Origin of the sequence: Veillonella sp. 6_1_27, assembly GCF_000163735.1 — a bacterium.
GTDB classification, from domain to species: domain Bacteria; phylum Bacillota; class Negativicutes; order Veillonellales; family Veillonellaceae; genus Veillonella; species Veillonella parvula_A.
This window is the reverse complement of record NZ_GG770215.1, coordinates 32,125-53,622: the sequence shown is the minus strand read 5'-3', so window position 1 is coordinate 53,622 and position 21,498 is coordinate 32,125. Positions and strand designations below refer to the sequence as shown.

18 protein-coding genes are annotated in these 21,498 nt (G+C 38.1%); 2 read left to right on the top strand and 16 right to left on the bottom strand.

The window, feature by feature from the left end; translation table 11 throughout:
* Positions 1-79 precede the first annotated feature (79 nt).
* The 15 genes from HMPREF0874_RS00230 to HMPREF0874_RS00165 form a co-directional block, all read right to left on the bottom strand.
* Complete coding sequence (locus tag HMPREF0874_RS00230) at positions 80-526, bottom strand: hypothetical protein (protein ID WP_004693328.1); 447 nt, start codon at positions 524-526, stop codon at positions 80-82.
* Positions 527-787: 261 nt separating this feature from the next.
* Positions 788-1,795: a hydrogenase expression/formation protein HypE gene (hypE, locus tag HMPREF0874_RS00225; protein WP_008600602.1), complete on the bottom strand. Its 1,008-nt coding sequence runs from the start codon at positions 1,793-1,795 to the stop codon at positions 788-790.
* Between the two features lies 1 nt (position 1,796).
* The gene (hypD, locus tag HMPREF0874_RS00220) at positions 1,797-2,915 is read right to left on the bottom strand and encodes a hydrogenase formation protein HypD (protein WP_008600600.1); all 1,119 of its coding nucleotides are present in this window, start codon (positions 2,913-2,915) and stop codon (positions 1,797-1,799) included.
* A complete protein-coding gene (locus HMPREF0874_RS00215) occupies positions 2,875-3,126 on the bottom strand; it encodes a HypC/HybG/HupF family hydrogenase formation chaperone (RefSeq protein ID WP_004693324.1) in 252 nt (83 codons plus the stop codon). Before HMPREF0874_RS00215 ends, hypD begins: the two co-directional genes overlap by 41 nt.
* A 233-nt stretch (positions 3,127-3,359) precedes the next feature.
* Entirely contained in the window at positions 3,360-5,639 is a 2,280-nt protein-coding gene (gene hypF / locus HMPREF0874_RS00210; protein ID WP_008600598.1) for a carbamoyltransferase HypF, read from the bottom strand.
* Between the two features lie 35 nt (positions 5,640-5,674).
* Positions 5,675-7,084, bottom strand: coding sequence for a thioether cross-link-forming SCIFF peptide maturase (gene scfB, locus HMPREF0874_RS00205; protein WP_039964878.1), 1,410 nt, complete (start codon positions 7,082-7,084; stop codon positions 5,675-5,677).
* Positions 7,085-7,250: 166 nt separating this feature from the next.
* On the bottom strand, positions 7,251-7,394 hold the full coding sequence (gene scfA / locus HMPREF0874_RS09885; RefSeq protein WP_004693318.1) for a six-cysteine ranthipeptide SCIFF: 144 nt from the start codon (positions 7,392-7,394) through the stop codon (positions 7,251-7,253).
* 100 nt (positions 7,395-7,494) lie between these two features.
* Positions 7,495-8,256 carry an ECF transporter S component gene (locus HMPREF0874_RS00200; protein WP_039964875.1) on the bottom strand — a complete coding sequence of 254 codons (762 nt, stop codon included), beginning with the start codon at positions 8,254-8,256 and terminating at the stop codon, positions 7,495-7,497.
* A 49-nt stretch (positions 8,257-8,305) separates the two neighbouring features.
* Positions 8,306-9,148, bottom strand: a complete 843-nt coding sequence (locus HMPREF0874_RS00195) for a hypothetical protein (RefSeq protein ID WP_008600577.1) — start codon at positions 9,146-9,148, stop codon at positions 8,306-8,308.
* Positions 9,141-9,545 (bottom strand): hypothetical protein, encoded by a 405-nt coding sequence (locus HMPREF0874_RS00190; protein ID WP_008600576.1) that lies wholly within the window; start codon positions 9,543-9,545, stop codon positions 9,141-9,143. Before HMPREF0874_RS00190 ends, HMPREF0874_RS00195 begins: the two co-directional genes overlap by 8 nt.
* Before the next feature lie 116 nt (positions 9,546-9,661).
* On the bottom strand, positions 9,662-11,800 hold the full coding sequence (locus tag HMPREF0874_RS00185) for a heavy metal translocating P-type ATPase (protein WP_008600575.1): 2,139 nt from the start codon (positions 11,798-11,800) through the stop codon (positions 9,662-9,664).
* Between the two features lie 14 nt (positions 11,801-11,814).
* Positions 11,815-12,075 (bottom strand): DUF6110 family protein, encoded by a 261-nt coding sequence (locus HMPREF0874_RS00180; protein ID WP_004697111.1) that lies wholly within the window; start codon positions 12,073-12,075, stop codon positions 11,815-11,817.
* Positions 12,076-12,179: 104 nt separating this feature from the next.
* Positions 12,180-12,386: a FeoB-associated Cys-rich membrane protein gene (locus HMPREF0874_RS00175; RefSeq protein ID WP_004697259.1), complete on the bottom strand. Its 207-nt coding sequence runs from the start codon at positions 12,384-12,386 to the stop codon at positions 12,180-12,182.
* 231 nt (positions 12,387-12,617) lie between these two features.
* Complete coding sequence (gene feoB, locus HMPREF0874_RS00170) at positions 12,618-14,990, bottom strand: ferrous iron transport protein B (protein WP_008600563.1); 2,373 nt, start codon at positions 14,988-14,990, stop codon at positions 12,618-12,620.
* A gap of 9 nt (positions 14,991-14,999) precedes the next feature.
* Positions 15,000-15,233: a FeoA family protein gene (locus HMPREF0874_RS00165; protein WP_021147945.1), complete on the bottom strand. Its 234-nt coding sequence runs from the start codon at positions 15,231-15,233 to the stop codon at positions 15,000-15,002.
* 537 nt (positions 15,234-15,770) lie between these two features.
* Between HMPREF0874_RS00165 and HMPREF0874_RS00160 the strand changes: the two genes are divergently transcribed.
* Positions 15,771-17,069 carry a DEAD/DEAH box helicase gene (locus HMPREF0874_RS00160; protein ID WP_008600559.1) on the top strand — a complete coding sequence of 433 codons (1,299 nt, stop codon included), beginning with the start codon at positions 15,771-15,773 and terminating at the stop codon, positions 17,067-17,069.
* 212 nt (positions 17,070-17,281) lie between these two features.
* Here HMPREF0874_RS00160 and HMPREF0874_RS00155 read toward each other — a convergent pair whose 3' ends face one another.
* Positions 17,282-19,591 (bottom strand): DNA topoisomerase 3, encoded by a 2,310-nt coding sequence (locus HMPREF0874_RS00155; protein ID WP_008600558.1) that lies wholly within the window; start codon positions 19,589-19,591, stop codon positions 17,282-17,284.
* Between the two features lie 178 nt (positions 19,592-19,769).
* Here HMPREF0874_RS00155 and HMPREF0874_RS00150 point away from each other — a divergent pair, with 178 nt between their 5' ends.
* The gene (locus tag HMPREF0874_RS00150; RefSeq protein WP_008600556.1) at positions 19,770-21,365 is read left to right on the top strand and encodes a peptide chain release factor 3; all 1,596 of its coding nucleotides are present in this window, start codon (positions 19,770-19,772) and stop codon (positions 21,363-21,365) included.
* Positions 21,366-21,498: the final 133 nt, after the last annotated feature.

The following is a 21,498-nucleotide window of genomic DNA, read 5'->3' as shown; positions in this document are numbered from 1 at the left end:
ACTGTTATACAACAGAATAAGCACGGGCCTAAGACCGTGCTTATTCCCTGAGTCTATCAATTTATATGCTCAGTGGCCATTAAATTTTCAAATCAATAATCGCAGATACACCTACGCCTTGAACACGAGATGCACCAACTGGGTTTGTGCTATCAACAGGAACTAAGCCTTTTACACGAACCATACCATTAAAGCTACCTTCTACTTGAGCAACAGCTTTAACTTCTTCAATGCTAGAAGCAGGCCCAGTAACTTGAGCAGCACCGATATAACCTTTTGTACCAATACTGATAATAGGAACTACTTTAGTTGTATATTCAGTACTCAAGTTATTTTGTTTCAATAATTTATTTAGGAAAGAGTCAATTTGTGGACCAAATTTGTTAACAACAATGCCGATACCACCAATTTTAGCTGCACCACCAAGAATGCTGCTAAGTCCACCAGCTTGAGTTGTCAAGATGCCACCAAATGCAGTTGTAGTTAAACAAATCCCTAGAACAGCTGTAATAATCTTCTTTTTCATAATAAGCCTCCTATAGATACTTATATTTTAACAAATTCTATACATAGATTCTAGTGAAAGTATAAGAACTTACACATAAAGATACTAACATAATATAGATTTTCGATGAATTCTTAATGAATTTTACGCAACTTAATTTAATGCTATCATCAACGATAAATCGTGTCAATATCTAATACGAGCTACATCTAGAAAGCTCAAAAATTGAAATAAAAAGATTAACAAAATGATATAGTTTAATTACTTTTATTAATTATAAATTTAACAAATTCGTGGAACCTGATCTTCGCCTAATAAATCAATCAAACGAACACCTCCAATAGCCGTTTGTAGACCAACCTTACCAATATTTTTATCTATAGTCTTACCAATTAAAACAGCTTCACTGCCCTCTTCAAAGCTATGAAGAATCTTAAGGACTTCGTTCGTAATAGATGGCTCTACAATAAGAACCACTTTCCCTTCATTCGCTAAATATAAAGGGTCATACCCTAATATATTACATACTGACTGTACCTCTTCATGAATTGGTATAGCCGTTTCTTCAACCTTAATGCCTACTTGACTCTGATCAGCGATCTCTTTTAAAACGGTACCTAGGCCACCACGAGTGGGATCTCTCAACAAAGCAACTTGAGTTCCTACTTTATCTAATACTGCTTGAACCATCTTATTTAGTGGTGCACAGTCAGTTGTTAAGGAGTCAGATAAATCTAACCCAAACCGTTGCCCCATAACGGCAATGGAGTGATCTCCAATAGCACCTGACAAAATGATATCTAGCCCTGCTTTCACACGATGTGGACCAATATCTATTCCATCTGGAATCATGCCAATACCAGCAGTATTAATGTAGATTTTATCTACTTCGCCCTTTTTAACGACCTTTGTATCACCTGTAACAATTTGAACATTTGCGGCTTTTGCCATTTCTGACATAGTGCGAAGAATTTCATCTAGCTCTTCAAAGGCCAAACCTTCTTCTAAAATAAGACCACAACTTAAATATTGAGGTATCGCGCCATTCATGGCTAAATCATTCACAGTTCCACAAACAGCCAACTTGCCAATATTACCACCAGGAAAGAACGCAGGTTGCACCACATAAGAATCTGTAGAGAAGGCCATGCGCCCGGCTGTAACAGGAAACTGGGCACCATCGTGTAGGGGCGCCAATAAATCATTTGTAAAATATTTCAAAATAAAACGGTCCGTCAACTCATGACTAAATCGTCCACCATTACCATGGACTAAGCGAACTCGTTCCATATTAATCCTCCCACGTCGATCCACCACTAGAATAACCATATTTATACCATGCAGCACAGCTACCCTCTACAGATACCATACAGGCACCCACCGGATGATCTGCGGTACAGCTTTTACCAAATAACGGACATTCACTCGGTTTAATAAGGCCTTGCAAAACACGTCCACATTGACAGCCTTTAGGATCAAGAGATGGTTTATCCAAGTTAATAGGAAGGACAAGCTCTACATCATAAGCTGCATACTCACCCTTTAATGCTAAACCAGAGTTAGGAATCACACCAATACCACGCCATACATCATCGCATACTTCATATACTTCCTCGATCATAGCTTGGGCTACAGAGTTTCCCTTCTGCATAACTACAGAATGATACGTATTGCCCACCACAATATTACCAGACTCACGTTGCTCTAAAATATTAGCTATGGCAGACAATATTTCTAAGCCATCAAAGCCAGCGATACAAGATGGAATACCGTATTCTTTGGGCAAAAATCGGTATGGTTCTTCACCAATAATAACACTCACATGGCCAGGTAAAATAAATCCATCGATATGACCTTCTTGTTTATCTAATAGTGCACGCAATGCTGGAGGCACTAATTTATGAGATACTAAAAAGAATACATTCTTAAGTCCTGCTGCGTGAACGGCTTTCACAGTAGCACATATAATCGCAATAGTCGTTTCAAAGCCAATAGCTAAGAATACTATTTTCTTTTCTGAATATTTTTTGCTAAGTTCTATTACCTCTAAAGGCGTATAAATAACATGGATATGAGCTCCTTTTGTTTGAGCTTCATTGAGACTACTATAGCTACCTGGAACCTTTAACATATCCCCAAAGGTAGCAATAATAACATCCTCACGTTCTGCATAGGCTAAAGCCTTATCCATATAGGTTTGATCAGTTACACATACTGGACATCCTGGTCCACTAACAAGTTCTATGCCACTTGGCAATAATTGACGAAGACCTTCTCGGAAAATCGATACTGTATGCGTACCACAAACCTCCATAAGCCGCACAGTTTCACCGGGCTTATGAAGCGCATTGATGCGCCTTAACAAAGCATCAGCTGTGTGCTGCTTTTCCTGCAAAGTAAGCTTCTTCAAGTTCTTCTAACTCCTTAAAGGCCTCTAATGTTTTTTGAGCCTCTTCTTCATCAACAATTTGTACAGCAAAACCTGCATGAACTAACAACCAGTCCCCGACCTTTGCATCTGGTACGAGGAGCAAGCTGCAGTCACGGGTAGCACCTGTCAATTCAACGGTACCAATAGCATCATTCACAGCAATCAATTGCGCTGGTACAGCTAAGCACATATTATCTCCTTATCTATATCATTTATAACAAGTTTTATATACATTTACTTCAATAAAACAGCTCCGAAATATATGAATAAAATTAATATTATTGTATCACAGTTACACTCATTATTTAGTGATAGTGTGCACAAACAACTAGAACTTAAACTAGCTATGGCACTCACATAGATTAAACAATATTCAGGACATTACTAAATAAATTTATCTAAGAATAAGAGCTATATGACAATTTATAATTGATTTCCTAACCACAGTTGTCCTAAAGCAAGTCCACCATCATTAGAGGGAACCGCTTCATTCATATATAAATTACCTATATGCCACGTCTTATATATAAATTCTAATAGTTTACGATTTTGAAATACACCACCAGACATAGCCACATCACTAATATTATATCGCTCCATCAAGTCTGCAGCCGTTTCGCATAGTGCTATTGCCATTGTTTTATGAAATGAAGCGGCTAAATGAGCTCGACATTCACCACGAACAACGCCATCCATAATAGATTGAACTGTAGGTGTAAAATCAAGAATATGTCCGTCATAATTGTAAGCAAGTAGTGATCCTTTTTCATCACCACATAGAGTTTCTAAGGAAATGGCAATTTGTGCATCATAACTATGCACCATACCAAGACCTAATAAAGCACCTACAGTATCAAATAATCGCCCACAGCTTGTAGCTTGAATCATGGGCATCGTAGATTGTAATGCTTTATCTAAAATTTCCCATCCCTTTGGAAGTTCTTTCATCCATTCTTGATATACAAAAGGGATATCATCGCCATAATAATTACGAATATACCATAAGGCTTGTCGCCAGGGTTCAGAAACAGCCTTTTCTCCACCAGGCAATGGAGCCGCATGAATATGTGCCAATCTCTGATATTGATTGCCTTTACAAAGGAGAAATTCTCCCCCCCATATAGTCCCATCTGGTCCATAGCCAGTACCATCCATAGCAATTCCTAGTACCAGCCCCCTTAAATTGTGTTCTGCCATAACAGACGCTATATGAGCATGATGATGCTGAACAGGTATTACAGAAAGATGGAAACTTTCACCTATTCTTTCACCTAACCGAGAAGAGAAAAACTGGGGATGACTATCTATAATAATCTTTTCTGGTTGTATAGAAAATAAATTTTTATATCGTTCAATGGTCCATTCTAAGGTTTTATGAGTAGATGCATTCTCTAAATCTCCAATATGGGGTCCTACAAGAACTTCACTACCTTTATTCACAGCAAACGCATTTTTCAAATCACTGCCCATAGCTAATATCGAAGTTTGTTCTAAACCGTCACAATGAATTGGCTCAGGTACATAGCCACGACTGCGACGAATAAATCGAGGTTTATTATTGATGACCACCACCACAGAATCATCAAGAGGAGCATAGATTTCACGATTATGAACGAGGAAATAGTCTGCTACCTCACCTAGTTCATTAAACGCTTGGTCGTCGTTATATAATACGGAATCACCACTTCTGTTACCACTGGTCATAACCCAAGCTGCATCAGAGGGCAATAACACCTCATGCATCGGTGAATAAGGCAACATCACACCCAACATATGATTGTCAGGTGCAACGTGAGGACTTAACCGAACAGAACTATTATGATTTCTTTCTAATAACACAATAGGACGTTCCATCCCCGTTAATACATCTAGTTCTACATCGTTAATATGTACTAACTCAATCGCCATATCTAGAGATCCCACCATTATTGCTAATGGTTTATGCGGTCTATTCTTCCGCTTACGTAATCGTTGTACAGCAGCATCATTTCTAGCATCGCAAACAAGATGATACCCTCCTACACCTTTTATGGCGATAATATTACCTTCATTGATCAATTCCCGCGTAGTATTCCATACATTTACCATATCTACAGCCATGCGATTTGGCTTGTATAAAGTATAACGAGGTCCACAATAAGAGCATGCATTTGGTTCAGCTCTATAACGACGCCCCTCTATATCTTCATATTCAGCCTTACAATCTTTACACATGGGGAACTCATTCATCGTCGTCCGTTCCCGATCATAAGGCAAAGATTTGATTATCGTATACCTTGGTCCGCAATTTGTACAATTGATGAAAGGATATTCCTTTCTACGTTTATCTTGTTGTAACTCTTTAAGGCAATCATTACAAGGCGCAGTATCAGCACTAATAAAGGTACTCACGGATTCACCTAAAGGGGATGCCTGCACAACAAAATCACTTTCATGCATATTAAGTGTAAGATGCTGTACAGTTTGACTAGTAATACGACATAAACGAGGTTGCTCCTCTTGAACAGCATCTAAAAATAACTGCAATTCACCTAAAAAACCTTGAACTTCAACATACACGCCTTGACTATCATTATATACAAAACCTGTTAATCCTAGAGAATGGGCCAACATAGAAACAAGGGGTCGGAATCCGACCCCTTGAACTATACCGGTATAGCGAATTCCCCAGCGTTCTGTAGTTTGATTACTATTTTGTTTCATATAAACTCCTACTATACTCGGAGAATCAAATGTAATTAACCTAATGCAACAGGAATACTGCCATCAATACCAGCTTGTTCTAATTCGGCTTGAATCATGATAGCACATTCAATACGTTTCTTCTGTAAACGACAACCAAATTCATAAGGTGTCTCTAGATCGCCACCTAATGTAATGTTGTTAGCATGACAGCCACCGGAACAGAAGAATTTCGCCCAACATTCAGCACAAATTGGCTTAGAGAATACATGTGTATTGCGGAAATCTTTAGGAATCTCTGTATTTTGTAAACCATCATACACATTACCAAGCACGTATCCATCTTTGCCTACAAATTGATGGCATGGATAAATATCACCATTTGGTACAATCGCCATATATTCATGACCTGCCCCACAACCGCGAAGGCGTTTCGCCATACATGGCCCACGATATAAATCCATGCGGAAGTGGAAGAAGTTAAACTTCTCACCCCAGCCTTCTAACTGGCGTTGTAAATAAATATCTGCTAGTTTTTCATATTCTTTCTCTAAAGCTGGCCAATCTTCTTCACGAAGTACATAGTCCCCTTCTTCACCGACAACAGGCTCCATGGACAAATGCTCAAAGCCAAGATCAGACATTGCCATAACGTCTTTAGTAAAGTCTAAGTTTTTATGTGTATACGTACCACGTACATAGTATTCAAGACCGTGACGCTGTTTTACAGCATTGACAAGATTCTTTGCAATATATTTATAGGATTCAGCACCACTACCCGCTACAGGTCGCATCGCATTATGAACGGATTCACGACCATCCAAAGATAATACAAGACTCATCTTATGCTCATTCACATAATCAATTTTATCTTGTGTTAAAAGCATACCATTCGTGGTCAATGTAAGTTTGAAGATTTTGTTGTGCTTTTCTTGAATAGATTCAATGTATTCAACCGTTTGTTTAACTACATCCCAGTTCAATAATGGCTCGCCACCAAAGAAATCAATCTCACAATGTTGACGAGATCCACTCATTTTAATAAGAAAATCCACAGCCCGTTTTGCTACATCAAAGCTCATTAATTCTCGTTTAACACCGCCGTAATCACCTTGACTAGCAAAGCAATATTTGCATGCTAAGTTACAATCATGAGCAATATTTAAGCATAATGCCTTAACAATAGGTTTCTCACCTACTACAAGTTTAAACTCTTTACTCATCGGCGCAAATAATTGCTCCGCTTTGATGAGCTCATCTAACTCGTCCATAATCTCATCTAGTTCTACTGCATCTTCTTTAGCATCTAACGCAGCATGTACAGCATCGCGATTAGTGCCATCATATATGTCAAGAACTCTATCGATGAGTTCGTCGATAACATGGATAATACCGCTATTCACGTCTAAGCAGTAATAGTTATCCTTCATCCGAAACTTATGGATCATTGGTTTTAATTCTAACATGGTACCTCCAATTAATTTGTATGGTAAAAGCCCTAGTATATAGAACTTTCTAGATAATTGTACCACATTTCCACACTAAACGTTATAAAAAGAGTCATAAAGATATACCATACAATGTATGTCTTTAAAACATAAATAAAAAAGGCCCGCTAAGCGAGCCTCTTCATTATTTTTGTTTGCAAACTTGGTTACCAACTGTGCAGCTTGTTTTACAAGCGGATTGGCAAGATGTTTGACATTCCCCACAACCGCCAGTTTTAGCAGTTTTTTGTAAGGATTCAGTGTTGATAGTACGAATACGTTTAGCCATGATTATCCTCCTCAATACTTATCGAATGATATTTATTTTATCATATTTATAAAAAGCCTGTAAAATACTATTTCGTTATATTTTCGTCTACAACTTCAACTTATTTAGTTTCTACCGCTTCAGTTTCTGTTAATTGAGGATCTGCAACTTTTACTTCTGTTATAGCTTCACCTTTAGTTTTCTTAGGAGCATCTTTGCGCAAGACTTTACGTAATGCCATTGCTACAGGTGTTACAATTACAGCAGCAAAAACGGCTTCTGGAATACCATGTGTAACAGACAAGAATACGACAGAGCCTAATACTTGATCTGGACTAAGATTCATTTTAAGAGCAAACATATCTGCATAGAGTAAGAAGATTAATCCCATAACCATGATTGTATGGAATACGGTCCCCATAAAAGCAGAAACAATAATACGTGGACCTTGCGGTGCTTTCCACAATAATAGATATACCAAATATGCTAATACTGGGAAAAGTATACGTGGTAATACGGAAATAATTGGATTAATAAATAGTGGGGATAAAATATTAGGAGCTGTAATATTTTGCCACAAACTATAGCAACCAAAGATAAAGCCTACAAAGGCTCCCACTTTTGGTCCTTCTACAATAGCACCAATTAGAGTTGGTACGTGTAAAGTTGTTACATTTAGCGGACCTAATGGAATAATACCATATCCAGAAAGGCCTAATGCAATAGTGATACCGGCTAGTAAACCAATAATCGTCAATTCTCGAATCGTAATGCCACTTTTCTTCTCTTTTTTGGCTTCTTTACGTTCAACTTGCTTCAGTTTTTCATTGTCGTGGATTGATACAGTTGAGTTATCATCCAATGGACGTTCAATGTTGTTCATAGATCCTCCTTCGCTCTCATTCCTTACGGATATAAGTCGAAACTAGAAATTAAATACGTTCACGGCATCGTGAAATAATACCACGCTCTACCAATGCACCTATAATCACTGCTACACCTGTCACACCAGCTTCTAATAAAGCTGGAGTTACAAACACTAGTGGATTACCTTGGTACGTTGGAAAAACGGTGGGAACTAAAGATAAAATAAATTCTGGAATATAACCACCATACAAAATATGAGCGTTCATAGCAAGCCATATACCTGCAGTAATAATGATACGCAACAAACGTACACCCTTATATGCTAAATCTCTTGGATACAAATAGAATACAAAGACCAATAAAGAAACTAGTAATAATACAAGTTCAGCAAATAATATATTTACATTCATAGATGATGCATACATAAAATATACCATCGGATCCTGTAAATCTATATATAGGATTGAGCCAATATACAAGAATGGAATCGGTATAGTATAGACAATTATATCTAATGCTTCATCAATCATACCCCATCGATGAGTACGATTGAAAAACTTTGTAGCTAATAAGCCACATAGCTCAATAAGAACTTGAACGATAAAATATACTACAAATAAAAGTAGTACTTTTGCTAATCCATTATCTACATTAAAGCTAAATGGTGTATGAAGAAACGAAAATACCGTCCACCAAGCCCAACTATAAGCATGATAGCCCATGCTTAGCGGTAAATCATCGTTAAACTTAGCATTCTTTAGTCGTCGCACCATAATTGGTATGACTAGCGACAAAACGGGGAACACTAAAATGGGTATTGATAGTGCCCCACTTAATGAAAGTACTGTCGTAATAGCACTTACAAAAAGTGAACAAATTAACGTAAATAACCAAAAACTTTTATTCATTACGGTCTCCCACCAATCGAGTTAAGCCATAAGCTATAATCAAGCTAAATGTGACACTAAAATACATAGCTAATAAAAAGGCTATATCACGACCTACTGTTGGCCATCCCCACAACATGGATAAATCAATACCTAAGAAAATTCCTTTATAGCTGATACCGTGAACGACAACCCAGCTCACTACATAAGCGATACGACTTATAGATTTACCCTCACCAAAGGTACTGCTTTTAAATGATAAATAGGCCCAAGGCATACACAAGGATAACAACAAATACCATACTAGTGCTACTGTCGCACTCGATCCATTATGAATCATATATGCAATAATGGGAATTACCACAATAAATAGATTCAAATAGAAGGAGCGTCTGCAAATATCTATCAAAATGTTCATATAAATCTCCTACGATATGTAATCTCCTTGTATTTTACAATAATCATAGATAAATGTCATCAAAAAAGAAAAACCTCCATATAGGTAAATCAATACCTATATGGAGGTTCCTTTGATTAAGCTACTACAGAATCAGCTGTTACATCAATTGTAGGAACAGTTTCCTTTGGTTCTTCTTTTTTCAACAATGGTGTCATGCTTTCAAGCCCGATCCCCAATGTGAATAGATTATGCAACCAAGCAGTTTGACTTGGTGGCATAAAGCCAAGTACACCGCCACCAACAAGAGCACCATTGAAACCAACGATACCATTGTAATTTGCTTTGATACGTTTCATCAATGCAATAGAAATGCGGCGCAAATCTACAAGAGCTTGTAGATTATCGGAAGAAATAGTAACATTCGCAATCTTTTGAGCAATTGGAGCGCCTTCATTCATAGCGATACCAACATGAGCCTCAGAAATTGCTGGGGAGTCATTGATACCGTCCCCTACCATCATAACAGTATAGCCTTCAGCTTTGGCTTGTTTTACATAACTTGCCTTATCTTCTGGCAATACTTCTGCATGCACTTCATCAATACCAAGTTCATCAGCTACGCGTTGTGCATTACGCTTAGAGTCACCAGTCATCATGACAACCTTTTTAATGCCTAATGCATGCAAATCAGCTATAACTTGTTTTGCCTCTTCACGTACAGGGTCTTTAATGCAAATAACCGCTGCTAATGTACCACCAATAGCGAGGTAAATATGTGAAGATGTATTTGGTAAATTATTGAATTTTTCTTGTTCATCAGCAGGAATCTTTGTTTTTTCATCATCAAAGATATAATGAGCACTACCAATGCGTACACGATAGCGACCAACCTTAGATGCAATACCATGAGCCACAACGTATTCTACGTCAGAGTGCATTTCCTTATGAGGTAATGCATGATCCTTAGCAGCACGTACAATTGCTTTTGCCATGGAATGAGGGAAATGCTCCTCAATACATGCAGCTAATTTCAACATTTCATCTGCATCATGACCGTTAAATGGAATAATTTGTTCAAACTCAGGTTCAGCTTTAGTAAGAGTGCCTGTTTTATCGAACACAATCATATCTGCTTGTGCAATTTGTTCTAGGAACTTACCACCTTTAACAGTGATACCGCGTTTAGATGCTTCTTGCATAGCGGAAAGTACTGCTAATGGAATGGATAATTTAAGAGCACAAGAGAAGTCAACCATTACGAAAGACAATGCTTTCATCACATTACGAGTCAACAAGTATGTTAAACCAGCACCAATAAAGCTTATTGGAACTAATTTATCAGCCATGCGGTATGCTTGTTGTTCCATACCGGATTTCATTTGTTCAGACTCTTCAATGAGGTTAACGATTTTTTCGTAACGAGATGTTTTGGATGTGCTACGTACTTCTACAATAGCTTTACCGTCTTCAACAACAGTACCTGCATATACAGAACTGTCTTGATCGCGACGAACCGCTTCTGGTTCCCCTGTCATGGAGCTTTCATTAACAAGAACAACCCCGTCGATAACGACACCATCCAATGGAATCACTTCGCCTTGACGAATGATAATTTGATCACCAGCTACAACCTCATTAACAGGTTTGCTTACTTCAATATCATCCACCAATACCCATACTTTATCTACGTTCAAGGACATGCTTTGAGCGAGATTCAATACGGATTTACGGTGAGTCCATTCTTCTAAGATATCACCAATACCCAATAGGTACATAACGGCTCCAGCTGTAGGATAATCTTTTTGAAGTAATGCAGCACCAATAGCTACACCATCAAGTACTTCTACAGTTAACTTACGTTGCCACAATGTTTTAATCGCTTTACCGATAAATTTAATCCCATCAAACCATGCCCATGCAGCCGCAATTGGTGCAGGTAACACTGCTTTTTTACCTAAGTAAACTGCTGTGCGGTTAATCATCATTTCACGGTATTTTTTATTTACCAAGCGTGGAGAGTATTCGTTCAAAGCTGGTGCTTCGGACAAATCTAAATCGCGTAGACCAAGTACTGCATCACGCACAGCATCAGAATCACCATTATGTTTAATGGCGATTTGACTGCTACGAGTGTAGAAGGTTACATCTACAATTGCATCATTAAGGAGCAATGTATCCTCTACATAAGCAGCTTCTGCTTCTGTAAAGCGATGCCCAGACACCTTAACGTGTAAGCGATTTCTGAGTTTTCGTACAACAGAAAATTGTAACATAGTTAAATCCTCAATTATTTGTTTTCTTCAAAGATTTCTTCGTTGCGTGCTTCGTTGATTTCTTGAGCTTCTGCCAATACATCAGATGCGGATGCTTGTACTTTTTCAGCTGTTTCTAATACAGTTTCTTTAGCGCGAAGACCAGCTGCTACGATACCAGCATATACTTTTTTAGCGTCTTTAGAAGTTAACACTTTAAGACCTACAGTACCCAATGCAAGACCTGCTGCGAATAAGTTAGCGTTTTTAAGATTTTTTTGATCGATGTTGAACATGATAATATTCCTTTCTACTAAATATGATAAAAAATTTAATTACTATATTTGAAAAGAGGAGCCATTATAGAGACCCCTCATTCAAATTCAGAATTCGTATTAGCTTACTTAGCAGTACGTTTAATGCCTAGTGCTTTATTGGAACCATCACAGCTGCAGTTACCACCGCAACCAGAAGATTTTTTAGAGCCAGACTTGGAGCTACCGCCACCACAGCCACAGCCACCTTTACCAGACATTTGTTTGTAAAATTTATTACCGATATAAGCTAATGCTAATACAACTATGAGTCCTATAACAAGATTATCCATTATTATGCCTCTTTCTCAATATCTACTAAATTATAATATGTGTATTAGTGATAAACAAGATAAAAGCAATATCTAAAGGATATTTCCCTTTTCTCATTATCATTTAACCACGAATATTGATAATTATCAAGTATTATTTTTAAATTACTTATAACAAAATCGCAATTTTTAAATTCATTTTTGTTTAAAGAATCTAAAGGTGGCTAAACTCTCCTATTTAGCGACTCTAGATTAGAAACCTAATGCGCGACCAATGTTATAGAAGATGAAACATGCAATCCATGCAAATGTATTTTCATAGCAGAACATGAATGCAACCCATTTCCAAGAACCTGTTTCACGTTTGATAACAGCTAATGTTGCCAAACAAGGTGGGTAAATTAATACGAACAACATCATTGTTAATGCAATCAATGGTGAGAAGTTTGGATCATTTTGTAAGTAATCAGTCAATGGAGCTGGATTTTTATCATCACCACCTACTGCATATACTGTACCCAATGTAGAAATTACTACCTCTTTAGCCGCTAAACCAGCTACGAGAGATAAGCCCATTTTCCAGTCGAAGCCCAATGGTTCAAGTACTGGGTTGATTGCTTTACCAAAGGATGCTGCATAGGATTGTTCAATTTTTTCAGCAGCTTGTTCTTTATCAAGTTTGTCATTTTCAGCATCTAAGTTAGCACTGTTTTTATACATTGCCCATGCTGCTGGGAACAAGTCTTTATTTTCATCTTTAATATCATTGAATAATTCAGGTGCTTCAGAATCATCCTCTACTGCTACTTCAGGTTCATCTTCTCCTGCTTGCTTAGCAGCATCAGTAGCATCTTGTACAGTAGATTTCATATCTTCAACAATTTTATCAACTGCATCTTTTTGGTCATCTGTAGCAATACCGAATTGAGATAATGTAGCTGCATCTTTTACTTCATACTCTTGAGCAACTTGTTCTTTCACTGCATCATAATCTTTGGAGTATTCTACATCCATTGGATATGCAGTGATGAACCAAATCAAGATGGAAGCAGCCATAATGAAAGTACCGGCTTTAATGATGTACAATTTAGCACGTTCATACATGTGCATCCATGTAGCTTTCAATGTAGGCAAATGATATGGAGGTAATTCCATTACAAATGGTTCTGCTTCACCAGCAAATAAGAACTTACGGAAAATTTTTGCAAAGATAATACCGAAGATGATACCCAAGAAGTATACAGAGAATACAACTAAAGTACTATCCCAACCATTTGGGAAGAACGCATTTGCAAATAAGATATACACTGGCAAACGTGCAGAACAACTCATGAATGGTGTAATCAAAATCGTAACCATTCGATCCTTGTAGTTGTCGAGGATACGGGCACCCATTACGGATGGTACGGAACAACCGAAACCCAATAATAAAGGAATAAAGGATTTACCATGTAAGCCACATGCGCGCATTACACGGTCAATAACGAAGGCTGCACGAGCCATATAACCTGTATCTTCCAAGAAAGAAATGCCAAGGAAGAGTAATAAAATTAATGGTAAGAATGAAAGTACCGCACCTACGCCGGCAATAATACCATCAGATACGAGTGACTGTAATTGGCCCTCTGGAATAGTCTGAACCGCATAAGCTTGTAATGCAGCGAAACCATCCTCGATCCAACCTTGAGGAATACCACCAACGAAGTTAACGAACGCAAACAATAAGTACATAACAACCATGAAGATTGGTAAGCCCCAAATTCGATGCGTTAAGATTTTGTCATAACGGTCAGAGCGTGTTTCCAATTGAGTTGGCGCTTGTGTTAAACATGCATTGTATACTTCTACAGCAAAGCGGTGACGATATTCTTGGAATACAATATCAAGATCAACTTGATCCTTAATTTCTTCACGAATAGCTTCAGCCTTTTGAATAACAGCTTCCGTATTATCAAAGCGCATAACTTTGCCAATAACGTCAGCATCTTTTTCTAACAACTTAACAGCAATCCAACGAAGTGGATATGTAACAGTGCCAGCTTGTTTTAGTTCTTCTACAAGCTCACTAATTTTGCCTTCTAACAAATCACCATAATTAATTGTTACACCAGGAGCTTTTTGAGAAGCAGCTACACTAATTGTTGCTTCTAACAAGTCTTTTGTACCAATATTTGTACGACCTACAGTACTAACAATGGTAGCCCCTGTCATTTCTGCCATTTTTTTTAGGTCGTATTTGATGCCCATTTCTTCAGCAACGTCAGCCATGTTTAGAGCAATAACCATTGGCTTTTCAAGTTCCAATAATTGTGCAGCTAAATATAAGTTACGTTCCAAGTTAGATGCATCAAGAACATTAACAATTACATCTGGGTTATCATTTACGATAACATTACGCGCTACTAACTCATCCAAGGAACGTGCAGTTAAGCTATATGTACCTGGTAAGTCAATAAACAATAACTCATGGCCATCAAATTTCGTATGGCCTTCCTTTTTTTCTACTGTAACGCCGGCATAGTTACCAACGTGTTGCTTCGCCCCTGTGATATTGTTAAACATTGTAGTCTTACCACAGTTTGGGTTACCTGCTAAGGCAATGCGAATTTGCCCATTTTCTGCCATGTGAACCTCCTATTGAACATCTACATCAATCATGCCAGCTTCGCTTGTACGAAGTGCTAATTCAAAGTTTTTTACTTTGATCTCCACCGGATCACCCAAAGGGGCAAACTTCATAACATGGATTTTTGTACCATGTACGAGACCCATGTCGATTAGACGATGCTTAACATTGCCACTGCCATGTAGTGCAACAATAAGACCAGACTCACCTGGCTTCATGTCTTTCAACTTTTTGATAGCCATACGACACCTCCTAATTATTGTACCTAACAACCTCATATTAACCACACAAAATAATAATGCGTATTAATATCTTAAATTATTATATCAAATCAAGCATTAATTTCAACAATTATTATCATTTTTATGGTTATTTTTTATCTCATATCTATATTTTATTATCATATTTAATATGAGATTATCTATATAATTATCTAATAAAATACTGAATACTAGCTGAAATTTAATATTTCATAGCTATATATTTAGATACTGTAATCAATAAACTCTATTAAGATTATCATTTACAAATACTCTCACATTCTCAATTAATAGTTTATAAACAGTTTAAATGTAGCTATTTTAATATTTTCATTTCTCATTTTACTTAGTTATATCAGTATTTTTCCATATATTATCAAAAAAATATACCCAAAATACTATAATATTTATTGAGCCTAGAGTATGTTAAGACTATACATCTTCCAAGTTCAATTCATTTGCCCCTAATATGTGCATACGTTATAATTAATATAATATGTATTATAGAAAGGACGATTCATGAAATCTTTTAAATCTTTAGGTGTTTGTGATGAACTTATCCAAGCCCTACAAAAACAAGGTATAAAGGAGCCTACGCCAATTCAAGAACAATCCATTCCTGTCGTCTTTAAAGGGAATGATGTCATAGCCAAAGCTCAAACCGGCACGGGGAAAACACTAGCATTCTTACTGCCAGTTCTACAACGTGTACATACTGATGTTCATCAAGAACAAGTGCTTATCATTGCGCCTACACGAGAACTAATTAAACAAATTTCCGATGAAGCGAAGGAAATAGGTTCTATTTTAAATGTAGATATCCTCCCTCTTATCGGCGGCAAAACAATCGAGGCACAGTTACAACAGTTAGGCCGCCGACCTCAAGTCATCTTAGGTACACCTGGTCGTCTATTGGATCATGCAAAGCGCGGTTCTCTCCATCTAGACTGTATTCGTCGTGTTGTACTAGATGAAGCAGACCAAATGCTTCACATGGGCTTCTTACCAGATATCGAAAATCTCATCGGCCAAACAGATGCCAATAGACAACTATTACTATTCTCCGCTACAATTCCAGATAAAATCCGAAATCTCGCAAAGGCATATATGTCTAAACCCGTTTCAGTAACGGCAGAAGGAAAACACATCACTCTCGAATCAATTGATCAACGAGTGTATATGATGAATCCTGAAGAAAAAACACAACGGCTCATCAAAATGATTGAAGATGATAATCCGTTTTTAGCTATAGTTTTCTGTAATAAACGGGAAGGTGCCATTCGTTTATCCTACGAATTAACTGCAGCGGGGCTCAATATAGCAGAAATGCACGGTGACTTGACACAAGGTCGTCGCACACAAATTCTGCGAGACTTTGCAAAAGCTAAAACACAAATCTTAGTGGCTACCGATATTGCGGCTCGCGGTATCGACATCGAAGGTATCACACATGTATATAATTACGACGTACCTCGCGATGTAGATTACTACATCCACCGCATTGGCCGTACAGGTCGTGCTGGTAACTCTGGCGTGGCTGTAACCTTTGCGACACCACAAGACGAATCATGGTTACGACGCATCGAACGAGCTATCCAAGCTACACTTACAAAATATACTAAGGATGGTCAGATCAAAACTAAGGGCAATGCTAGCACTGCTCCAAAACGCACAAAATTAGCTAGTAAACCTAAGATTACAAGCACTTACCAATCCACTAAGGCTAAAGCTCACAAAGCACGAGGCCATAAAGGCTCCAATACACGCCAACGCCGTGCTTCTACCTCCCAAACTGGTCGTCGTGGCAAACGCAGATAAAATTCAGCTTAATATCCTAAACTAAATGAAGCAATTTTTCTTCTACAAGAACAGTTTCAAAAAAAGACGCGCACAGCTAAGCTGTACGCGTCTTTTTATTATCACTGTAAAAATAGTTGTTTCTTGGTAATCTTAGATAACTAAAAACTTTACAATAATCTATATTCGATTATATATATTTACCGATAATAAGTTACCTTTTATTGGTTACTTTATTTGTTGGCATAAATGCTCGGTACCCCATCTACATCAGAACATTGGGTCTTACATTGAGATCGATTGCTACAAATCCAGTTTGTTCGACCTCTCACCTCTTGTTTCACAAAGTAACCTACGTTACATCTAGGGCATTTATATTGTTTATCTTCATCAGATACTTCAATATTACCTTCAACACTAGAAGTATCCCCTTCTACTGGCTGAGTATGTTTACACGTAGGATAATTCGTGCACCCTAAAAAGGCACCAAATTTACCATTCCGCTGTTGCAAACGTCCTTTTTTACATTTAGGACATACAGGTAAGGAAGACAAGTCTACGCTTTCACTATCCATAGGGCGCTTACGATTTTGACTCGTTATAGTTCGCACCACATTGGGCATCATTTGATCAGAGCTTACTACTTTATCAAAACCAAGTTTATCAATTAATAATTTTAAAAACTTAATTTGATCCGCTAAGAAGGAATCTAATGTATCCTCTCCTTCGCTCATAAGTGCTAAGCGTTCTTCCCAAACAGCTGTTTCATCAGGATAAAGCAGCTCTTCTGGCAGAGCATCTACTAAGAGATAGCCCGTTTCCGTTGGAGATAAGACTTGCTTCTTCCCTGACGTTTTCATAAAGTCTCGACTGATAAGCTCATCAATAATGTTTGCCCGAGTTGCTTCTGTACCAATACCAGATACAGCCTTTAATTGCTTTTTCAAGTCTTCATTTTTTACGAATTTATGAATTTCCTTCATCGCTTGTAGTAATGTGGACGGCGTAAAACGGGATGGTGGTTTCGTTTGTTTAGACTCTATAGAAGAATCCGTATATAAAACAGTATCGTTCTTTTTAACCGCTGGCAAGTGGTCCGTTTCTTCAATAACCTCTTTTTTAGGGTCTGATTCAGCCCCACGCTCATCGGTTAGATCGGGCTCGTCATTGTCCGTCGTAGATTTAGACTTATGTCGTTTATAAAGCAATTTCCATCCTTCTTCGATAACTACACGACCATTAGCTACAAACTCTTCCTTACTTTGTTCTACTACAATTTTAGTTTGCTCGTAAATATGCTCCCCATAAAATTGCGCAATATAAGCTTGACTGATGAGGAAATAAATATTTCGCTCCTCTTGGGACAAACTATTTATATTGCAAGCCACCGTTGTAGGAATAATAGCATGATGGGCGGTAATTTTCTTTTCATTCCAAGCACGGCTCTTAATAGAACGATCTGCATCGGCAGCCCACTGTGCTAATCTCTCATCACCTGCATTTTGTAGATTGTTGAGGATTGCATTGCGATCATCATATTGATTGGGTGGTAAATATTCACAATCAGAACGTGGATAGGTAGTTAATTTCTTTTCGTATAATTTTTGCGCTGTATCAAGTACAGTCTGCGGATCATAAGAAAAGGCTTTACCTGCCAATACTTGTAAGGATGATAAGGATAAAGGCAATCGTTGTACATCTTTTTTCTTAGACTTTGTAACACCTTTAATAAAACCGTCTGGTCCAGCTTGTAAACATTCTACTAATTCATCAGCAATAGCTTTATTAATGAGTCGTCCATCTGGGTCAAGCCCCTTTTGTTCGTCTGTAGGCTGCCAAGTCGCCCAAAACACCCCATTAGGATGGTTATATAATACCTTTACAGTAAAATAGTCTACTGGTTTAAATGCAGCTAACTCTCGTTCTCTACGTACAACAAGAGCTAACGTTGGCGTCTTTACACGACCAATTGGCAATGTTACCTTATGACCTTTATAACGTTCAGATAATGTATAGGCCCGAGATAAATTCATCCCAATGAGCCAGTCTGCTCGCGCTCTTGCCAATGCAGATTGATATAGATTGTGAAAGTCCTTGTTATCTCTCAAATCATCAAGAGCAGAACGAATAGATTTTTCATCGAGGGCATTTAATAGAATACGTTGCACTGGTTTTGTATTACCTACATAGTACAAAACTTCGTCAACTAAAAGTTGACCTTCTCGATCCGGGTCACCTGCATTGACAATGACATCTGCTTTACTAATAAGGTCTTTTACAATTTCAAACTGTTGACGGCTGCTATCTGTGACAAGCAATTTCCACTCATCAGGCACGATAGGAAGATCTTGAGGGCGCCAACGGATATATTTATCATCGTAATCTCCTGGCTCAGCCTGATGCAATACATGACCTACTACCCAAGTCACCACATCATCCCCTTGGATAAAATAACCATTCCGTTTTTGGATATTCTTATTTTCTGGTAAGCATTTACTGATTTCGCGAGCCATGGATGGCTTTTCTGCAATAAATAACCGCATGGATCCCCTCCTTAACCTGAAGATAACGGCTAACCCCAAGCCGTTCTATGAAATCTCATTATACTACAATTTAGTGGTCATAACTAGAAAAATCATGTATAATTTTTACGATATATAGACTGTGAAAGTAAAACCTAAAGATTTATCTGCTTTCACAACACATTAATAGAGGTGAATCATGACATTTTTAGAAGAAGTACAACGTCGCCGTACGTTTGCTATCATATCTCACCCGGATGCGGGTAAAACAACATTAACGGAAAAATTACTATTATATGGTGGTGCCATTCACTTAGCCGGGTCCGTAAAGTCTCGTAAAACTGCAAAACACGCCGTATCCGACTGGATGGAAATTGAGAAACAACGTGGTATCTCTGTAACGAGCTCCGTGTTGCAATTTGACTACGACGGTTGCCGCGTAAACATCCTCGACACCCCTGGTCACCAAGACTTCTCAGAAGATACATACCGTACATTGATGGCTGCCGACAGTGCAGTCATGCTTATCGACGTAGCAAAAGGCGTAGAGGCCCAAACAAAGAAACTATTTGCTGTATCAAAAGAACGCGGTATTCCTATCTTTACATTTGTTAACAAAATTGACCATTTCGGTCGCAGTCCATTCGATCTAATGGAAGAAATCGAAAATGTTCTCGGCATCCGTACGTGCCCTATGAACTGGCCTATCGGTATCAACGGCGAATACAAAGGCGTCTACGATAGAGAGCACGAAACTATCGAACTCTTTGCAAAAGACGAAACTCATGGTCAAGAAAAACTTGCATCCGAAAAAGGTGCTTTAACGGATCCGCGCATGAAAGAGCTATTAGGTGACGATGTATACCAAGCATTGCTCGACGATATTGAGTTGCTAGACGTTGCTGGCGATCCATTCGATTTCGATAAAGTTCGTGCTGGTGAATTGACCCCTATGTTTTTTGGTTCTGCTATGACGAACTTCGGGGTAAAACCATTCTTAGAAAAATTCTTGGAACTAGCTCCATCCCCTGCTCCACGACAAGCGATAGAGGAAATGGTACAACCCACTAGCGAAGACTTCTCTGCTCTAGTATTTAAAATCCAAGCAAATATGGACCCGAACCACCATGACCGTATCGTATTTATGCGTATCTGCTCAGGTAAATTCGAAAAAGGTATGTCCGTATTACACCGCCAATCTAATAAAACAATCCGTCTATCTCAGCCTCAACAATTCTTGGCTACGGAACGTACCATCGTAGAAGATGCGTACCCAGGCGATATTATCGGTGTTTTTGATGCAGGTACTATGGGGGTAGGCGATACACTTTGTGCACAAAAACACAAAGTAACTTTCGGTGACTTCCCTGTATTCCCTCCGGAATTCTTTGCCCGCGTATCCCCAAAGGATACTATGAAACGTAAACAGTTCCAAAAAGGTATGACTCAATTGGCTCAAGAAGGGGCTGTTCAAATCTTTGAACAACCAGGCGCTCTTGATTCCTTCGTAGTCGGTGCCGTAGGTATGCTTCAATTTGAAGTTCTTGAGTACCGCCTCAAAAATGAATATGGTGTAGATTTATTAAATCATACTTTGCCATATGGTGTTGCTCGTTGGATTGACGGCGAAGTTGATATTGCATCCTTGAAAGGTATAGACAATGCGATGATTGTAAAAGATAATCGCGATCGCACCGTAGTTCTTATCTCTAACGAATGGCAAATGGGTTGGGTTCAAGAGCGTAATCCGGATGTAACATTCTTAACGGCCCCTAAATTACACCATGAGCTATAACGCCTAATTAACTTATTGCTAGGTCTATACATTTTAGTTATATCTTAACATGCATTTATAGAGCGAATTTATCACCATATATAATTTAGAGTCTTACTAAATCAACATAAAAATATTAAGTTTTAGAACTGGA